Raw genomic sequence first — 6,000 nt, 5'->3', positions numbered from 1 at the left:
CCCCCCCCCCCCCCCCCCCCCCCCCCCCCCGCCCCCCCCCCCCCCCCCCCCCCCCCCCCCCCCCCCCCCCCCGGGGGGGGGGGGGGGGGGGGGGGCCCCCCTCCACAACGGGAGCCTTGCCTTGTGGCTACCCCCCACCCCGACCCTCCCCCGCAAGGGGGGAGGGAGCGCCAGCGCCGTGCCTGCTATCAGCATGAACCGAACTACTCCTCGCGCGGCGCCAAATCGCGCTTGCCGTGGTAGCGGCGAGCGGGGCCGCGCGAGGGGTCGCGGGGCTCGCCGCTGCCGGTGCGCTCGACCTTGACCTTGCGGCCCTTGCGGTCCTCAACGGCGCCGCGCTTGGTCGGCGGCTTCTTCTTCGGCGGCGCCGCGACCTCTTCGCCTGCGGCGACGGCGCGCGCCGGCCGCTTCGGCTTGATCTCGCTCGGCGACGGGCCGACGAAGTCACAGCCGGCGAGCTCGATGATTTTCTCGCCGAGCTGTTCGCGCAGCACCCGCGTCTTCACTTCCTCAACTTCGCCCTCGCCGAGTTCGAGCAGCTGGAACGGCCCGTAGGACACGCGGATCAGCCGGTTCACCTCGAGGCCGAGATGCGCCAGCACGTTGCGCACTTCGCGGTTCTTGCCTTCGCGGATCGCGAACACCAGCCAGACATTGGCGCCCTGGTCGCGCTCCAGCCGGGCGTCGATCTCACCATATTTGACGCCGTCGACCTCGATGCCGTTTTTGAGCTCGTCGAGCTGCGCCTGGGTGACTTCGCCATGGGCGCGGACGCGGTAGCGGCGCAGCCAGCCGGTCTCCGGCAATTCCAGCGCACGCGCCAGCCCGCCGTCATTGGTGAGCAGCAGCAAGCCCTCGGTGTTGAAGTCGAGCCGGCCGATCGAGATCAGCCGCGGCAGGTCTTCCGGCAGATGATCGAACACCGTCGGCCGGCCTTCCGGATCGGCATGCGTGGTCATCAGCCCGCGCGGCTTGTGATACAGGAACAGCCGCGTCCGTTCGCGCTCCGGCAACGGCTTGCCGTCGATGGTGATGACGTCGGACGGCAGCACGTCGAGCGCCGGTGAATCGATCACCTTGCCGTTGACGGTGACGCGGCCCTCGGTGATCCACGCTTCGGCGTCGCGGCGCGAGCACATGCCGGCGCGGGCCACGACCTTGGCGATGCGATCGCCCGGCTTGGCCGACGCCTTGGCGTCGCGGCGGTCGGGCTTGGCGCGACCGGGCTTCTTGTCGAACTTGCCGCGCTCGCCGGCGGGCCGCTCGCGATAGGCGCCGCGGCCGCCGAACGCCGGCCGCTTGGCGAACACCTTGCTGTCGTCTTCATTGTCGCGGCGCGGCCGCTCGAAACCGCGGCCTTCGCTGCGCGGGCGATCGGACGAACGGCTCTCGCTGCGCGGATGCTCGTGCCAGTCGCCGCCGCGCTCGCGGCGTTCGAAATTCGGCCGCTCGTCGCGCCCGAACCGCGGCCGCTCGCCGCCGCGGTCTTCGCGCGGCCGATCGGACCGCGGCTTGTCGAAGCGGCCGCGTTCGGCCCGGTCGCCGCGCGTCGCCGGCGCGCTGTCGCGCTTCTGCCAGGGTTTGTCGTCGCCGCGATCGGCGCCGCGCTGCGCGCGATCGCCAAAGCTCTTGCGCGGTCCGCGATCCGGCGCGCCGCGGCTGAACTTCTTGTCGCCACCGTCTCGCGGCGCGTACGGGCGCTTGTCGCCGTCTTCGCGGCGCTGATACGGCCGCTTGTCGCCGCCCTCGCGCGGCTTGCGATCGCCGAACGGTTTGTCGCCGAATTTCTTGTCGGCGAAGCGGCCGGCCGGGCGGGCATCGTCGCGGTCGCGGCGAGGCGCGCGGTCGTCGCGCTTGAACGGGCGATCACCACCACGATCGTCGCGCGGCGGACGCGGCGTGTAGGCCCGCTTTTCGCCGCCCTCGCGCGGGCCGAAGCTGCGCTTGTCGCCGAACTCCTTGCGCGGCCCGCGCTCAGGCCGATCGCCGCCGCGGGCGGGACGCTCATCGCGACCAAACCGCGGACGCGGCGCGGCGCCATCGCGGCGCGGCGCGCGATCGTCGCGTTTGAACGGACGGTCGCCGCCGCGATCGTCGCGCGGCGGACGCGGCGTATAGCTGCGTTTCTCACCGCCTTCGCGCGGGCCGAACGAGCGCTTGGTCTCACCGCCGAAGGATTTCTTGGCGTAGGGCCGATCGCCGCGTGCCTCGCCGCCGCCTTCGGCCCGCTTGGCAAATTTCTTCTCCGGCCCGCGTGCGGCGCCCGACCTGCCTTTGCCGCCGGCGCCCTTCGCGCCGAACCCACCCTTGTCGCCTAAACTCCTGCCGCCGCCCGCAGCCTTGCCGCCGCCGGGCCGATCGCGACGGCCGCGCGCTGAAGCGTTGTTTTTGTCGGTGTCGCGGGGCATGAGTGGTCTTTCTTCAGGGATCCGTCGGGATCGGCAATGGGGCTCAGGCAGGAAACGGGCTCGCGCCACGGTCGCTCGCGCTCTCCTCGAACGCGCAGGGGCCACGCTAAACCGGCATCCACATGTGCTGAATGGGCTCTCCTAGCAGAATTTTTCCGGCGAGACGAGCCATGACCACGCACTCTTTCATGGATTTGGCACTGCAGGCGGCGCAAACCGCCGCGGAGATGGGCGAAGTCCCGGTCGGCTGCGTCATCGTCCGCGCCGGCGCAGTGATCGCCACCGCCGCCAACCGCACCCTGACCGACCGCGACCCGACCGCCCACGCCGAACTGCTGGCGATCCGCCAGGCTGCTGCCATCCTCGGCAGCGAGCGGCTGACCGATTGCGATCTCTACGTCACACTCGAGCCGTGCACGATGTGCGCCGGCGCGATCTCCTTCGCCCGCATCCGGCGCCTCTACTTCGGCGCGTTCGATCCGAAAGGCGGCGCGGTCGAAAGCGGCGTCCGCTTCTTCGGCCAGCCAACCTGCCACCATGCACCGGAGATCTATTCCGGCGTCGGAGAACGTGAAGCCGCGGCGTTGCTGCGGGGGTTTTTTCAGGCAAGGCGGTGAGGACGGGGCGCGCCGCCTGGCGCAAGGTGATAGGTTCGCGATGGCTCGATGCCTCGCGAAGCGCCCCTCACGGATACGACAATGCGGACTGTAGTCATCACAGGACTAAATTCCATAGACCGATCGCCGCATTGCTGCGAGGCACTCAGCAACTAAGCTGAGCGCTTGCCAAAATCATTTTTGTATATACAGTAATTACTCAGAGCCCGTTTCATGAAGATCACCTTTGATCCGGTGAAGCGCGCCGTGACGCTGCGCGACCGAGACCTGGATTTCGCCGATGCCGCTGAGGTGTTTGCCGGGAAGTGCCTATACATACCCGACAACCGGTGACTATGGCGAGCTTCGCATCATCACTGTCGGTCTCCTGCGCGGACGGATGGTCATCGTTGTCTGGACACCGCGCAGCGAAGCTCGCCACATATTTTCGATGAGGAAGGCCAATGACCGTGAAAAAGCGACCTTTGGGCAGCGACTTGCAGAAGGTTGATACGCACGTCATCGCCGCCGAAGAATACGAAGAGATCCCGGAATTAACGGACGAAGATCTTGCCCGCGCCGACCTGTATCACGGCGGCAAGCTAATCAGTCGCGGCCGGCCGAAATCCGCAGCCCCTAAACAGGCAGTCTCGCTGCGGCTCGACGCCGAAGTGCTGCGCTGGTTCAAGAGCACCGGCCCCGGCTATCAAGCGCGGATGGGCGAGGTGTTAAAGCAGCACATAACGCGGAAGAAGGCGACGGGGAAGAAGGCGTAGCGCAGATGGAGCTGCGCCTCACCCAACCTGCGCGCTGCACCGCGTGCGGACACGAGGCTATGAATCGAGCGCCCGCTTGCTGCGCCGCTACAACCACTTCTTCCACTTGAAGAACATGTACGGCACGATCGCCGCGACCAGCATCATGCCGAGCGCCATGGTGTAGCCGTGGGCCCATTCGAGTTCGGGCATGAACTTGAAGTTCATGCCATAGATCGAGGCGATCAGCGTCGGCGGCATCAGCACCACGGCCATCACCGAGAACAGCTTGATGATGTTGTTCTGCTCGAGATTGACGACGCCCAGCATGGCGTCGAGCACAAAGGTGATCTTATTGGACAGATAGCTGGCGTGGTCGGTCAGCGAGATTACGTCGCGCTGCATGGTCTTGAGCTGGGTGCGGCTGTCCTTGGGCCATTTCAGGCCTTCACCCTCGACGGTGAGGAAGGCAACCAGGCGGCCTATGGATACCAGGCTTTCGCGGACCTTCGAGACCAGGTCGCCCTTGCGGCCGATCGCGATCAGGATATCGGAATAGCGTTTCTGGTGGCCGGTGCGGGCCGAGCCTTCCGGCTCGAAGATCTCGCGGCTGACGTCGTCGACATCGGCGCCGGCGCGCTCCAGAATGTCGGCGCAGCGATCGATGACGGCGTCGAGCAGTTCGAGCAGCACGGTTTCGCCGGTAGCGTTGTACGACGGGGTGCGAGCCAGCCGGTTCTCGATCACCGCGAATGGCCGCGGCTCGTCGTAGCGGACTGTCACCAGGCGGCGGCCGGCGAGGATGAAGGTGACCGGCGACAGCCGCGGCGAACTGGTGTCGGCACCGCACATCAGGCTGGCGGTCATGTAGCGCGCGCCGTTCTCGATATAGAGACGGCTGGAGATCTCGATTTCCTGCATGTCTTCGCGGGTCGGCACCGCGATCCCTGCCAGCTTCTCAACCGCCCGATCCTCGTCCGGAGTTGGCCGGTCAAGATCGATCCAGACTGCTTGTTCCGGCAGTTCGCCGTCCTCGAGCGGGGCGGCCCGCTTCAGCGCAGCGTCGAGGGGGGCGAAAAGTGCGAGCATGGCAACTCCGGGACAGAGACGGACGACGATCGCCGGCATCGTGCGACCGTCACTGCGCAACGCGACCGGGTTTGGCAAGCGTCAATGCACAGATGCCGCGAACCTTGCCGAAGCCGATGACGCGACTGTGACATGATCACGCCGTTTGCGACTGCATCTGCACAGCGATTAGCCAACCACCCATGCGTTTGAGGCATAAATATCACAGCTCGACTTCCGTTGCGCCACAGCGCGTTCTGCACGCTGGAAACCCTCGGTCATTCAGCGATAATCAAGATTGTGGAATCATGATTTCGCTGGAGTCGTGAAGCCGCTGGGGTCGCGCCGGGAACGGCCACCCAGCGCAGAAGATCGATTGGAAGAGAGAATGGCGTCGATTGCATCGAAACTGGGACTGCTGGCGGTAGGTTTGCTGCTGTCGGGCTGCATGCAGACCACCTACCAGGCTGCGCCGGAAGCGACGCTGAAGCCGAACGACAAGGCGCAACTCGCCAAGGCCCGCTACGCCAAGGTCTCGGTGCCGGAACCGTATCGCCGCGCCATTGTCGACTATCACCGCAAGGAGACGCCCGGCACGATCGTGGTCGATTCCGACAACCATTATCTCTATCTGGTGCAGGACGGCGGCAAAGCGATCCGCTACGGCGTGACCGTCGGCGAGGAAGCGCTGGCGTTCTCCGGCATCGCCCGCGTCGGCAACATGGCCGAATGGCCGAAGTGGACCCCGACCGCGGATATCCACAAGCGGATCGAAGGCCTGCCGGCCTCGGTCGCTGGCGGCGTCGATAATCCGCTCGGCGCCCGCGCGCTGTATCTCTATCAGGGCAACCGCGACACCCTGTTCCGCATTCACGGCACCAACCAGCCCGAATATATCGGCGCCTCGATTTCCTCCGGCTGCATCCGCATGACCAACGAGGATGTCATTGACCTGTACAGCCGGGTCAAGATGGGCACCATCGTGGTGGTGCTGGAGCCGAAGCAGGGCGACTCGCCCTACAATTCGAAGATGGCCCTACAGGGCGGCAGCGGCACCGCGACGCAGTAAAGCGCCGCCCCCGGCCAAGCCACAGATTTTCGAAAGGCGCCGGTTCTCCGGCGCTTTTTTATTGCGCAATCCCCCACCCGCACGGCGCGCCCCCTCTCCTGCTT

7 protein-coding genes are annotated in these 6,000 nt (G+C 66.7%); 5 read left to right on the top strand and 2 right to left on the bottom strand.

The genetic code is table 11. The features are described 5' to 3' along the window. Positions 1-203: 203 nt before the first annotated feature. The gene (locus D4Q52_RS21560) at positions 204-2,408 is read right to left on the bottom strand and encodes a pseudouridine synthase (RefSeq protein WP_119858625.1); all 2,205 of its coding nucleotides are present in this window, start codon (positions 2,406-2,408) and stop codon (positions 204-206) included. A 170-nt stretch (positions 2,409-2,578) separates the two neighbouring features. On the opposite strand from D4Q52_RS21560, the gene D4Q52_RS21555 reads away from it, so the two are divergent. The 4 genes from D4Q52_RS21555 (at position 2,579) to D4Q52_RS21545 (ending at position 3,780) form a co-directional block, all read left to right on the top strand. Beyond that, the gene (locus D4Q52_RS21555; RefSeq protein WP_119858624.1) at positions 2,579-3,025 is read left to right on the top strand and encodes a nucleoside deaminase; all 447 of its coding nucleotides are present in this window, start codon (positions 2,579-2,581) and stop codon (positions 3,023-3,025) included. Positions 3,026-3,238: 213 nt separating this feature from the next. Next, the gene (locus D4Q52_RS26840; protein ID WP_234831281.1) at positions 3,239-3,358 is read left to right on the top strand and encodes a BrnT family toxin; all 120 of its coding nucleotides are present in this window, start codon (positions 3,239-3,241) and stop codon (positions 3,356-3,358) included. Next, on the top strand, positions 3,306-3,515 hold the full coding sequence (locus D4Q52_RS26970; RefSeq protein WP_349627421.1) for a BrnT family toxin: 210 nt from the start codon (positions 3,306-3,308) through the stop codon (positions 3,513-3,515). Before D4Q52_RS26840 ends, D4Q52_RS26970 begins: the two co-directional genes overlap by 53 nt. After that, entirely contained in the window at positions 3,469-3,780 is a 312-nt protein-coding gene (locus tag D4Q52_RS21545; RefSeq protein WP_119858623.1) for a BrnA antitoxin family protein, read from the top strand. The genes D4Q52_RS26970 and D4Q52_RS21545 overlap by 47 nt, the downstream gene beginning before the upstream one ends. 87 nt (positions 3,781-3,867) lie before the next feature. Here D4Q52_RS21545 and D4Q52_RS21540 read toward each other — a convergent pair whose 3' ends face one another. After that, complete coding sequence (locus tag D4Q52_RS21540) at positions 3,868-4,848, bottom strand: magnesium transporter CorA family protein (RefSeq protein ID WP_119858622.1); 981 nt, start codon at positions 4,846-4,848, stop codon at positions 3,868-3,870. Between the two features lie 367 nt (positions 4,849-5,215). On the opposite strand from D4Q52_RS21540, the gene D4Q52_RS21535 reads away from it, so the two are divergent. Then, a complete protein-coding gene (locus tag D4Q52_RS21535; RefSeq protein WP_119858621.1) occupies positions 5,216-5,896 on the top strand; it encodes a L,D-transpeptidase in 681 nt (226 codons plus the stop codon). Positions 5,897-6,000: the final 104 nt, after the last annotated feature.

The sequence above is a fragment of the Rhodopseudomonas palustris genome (assembly GCF_003591005.1).
In the GTDB taxonomy this organism is placed as follows: domain Bacteria; phylum Pseudomonadota; class Alphaproteobacteria; order Rhizobiales; family Xanthobacteraceae; genus Rhodopseudomonas; species Rhodopseudomonas palustris_K.
The sequence above is the reverse complement of the archived record's forward strand: the minus strand, read 5'-3'. Positions and strand labels throughout refer to the sequence as shown.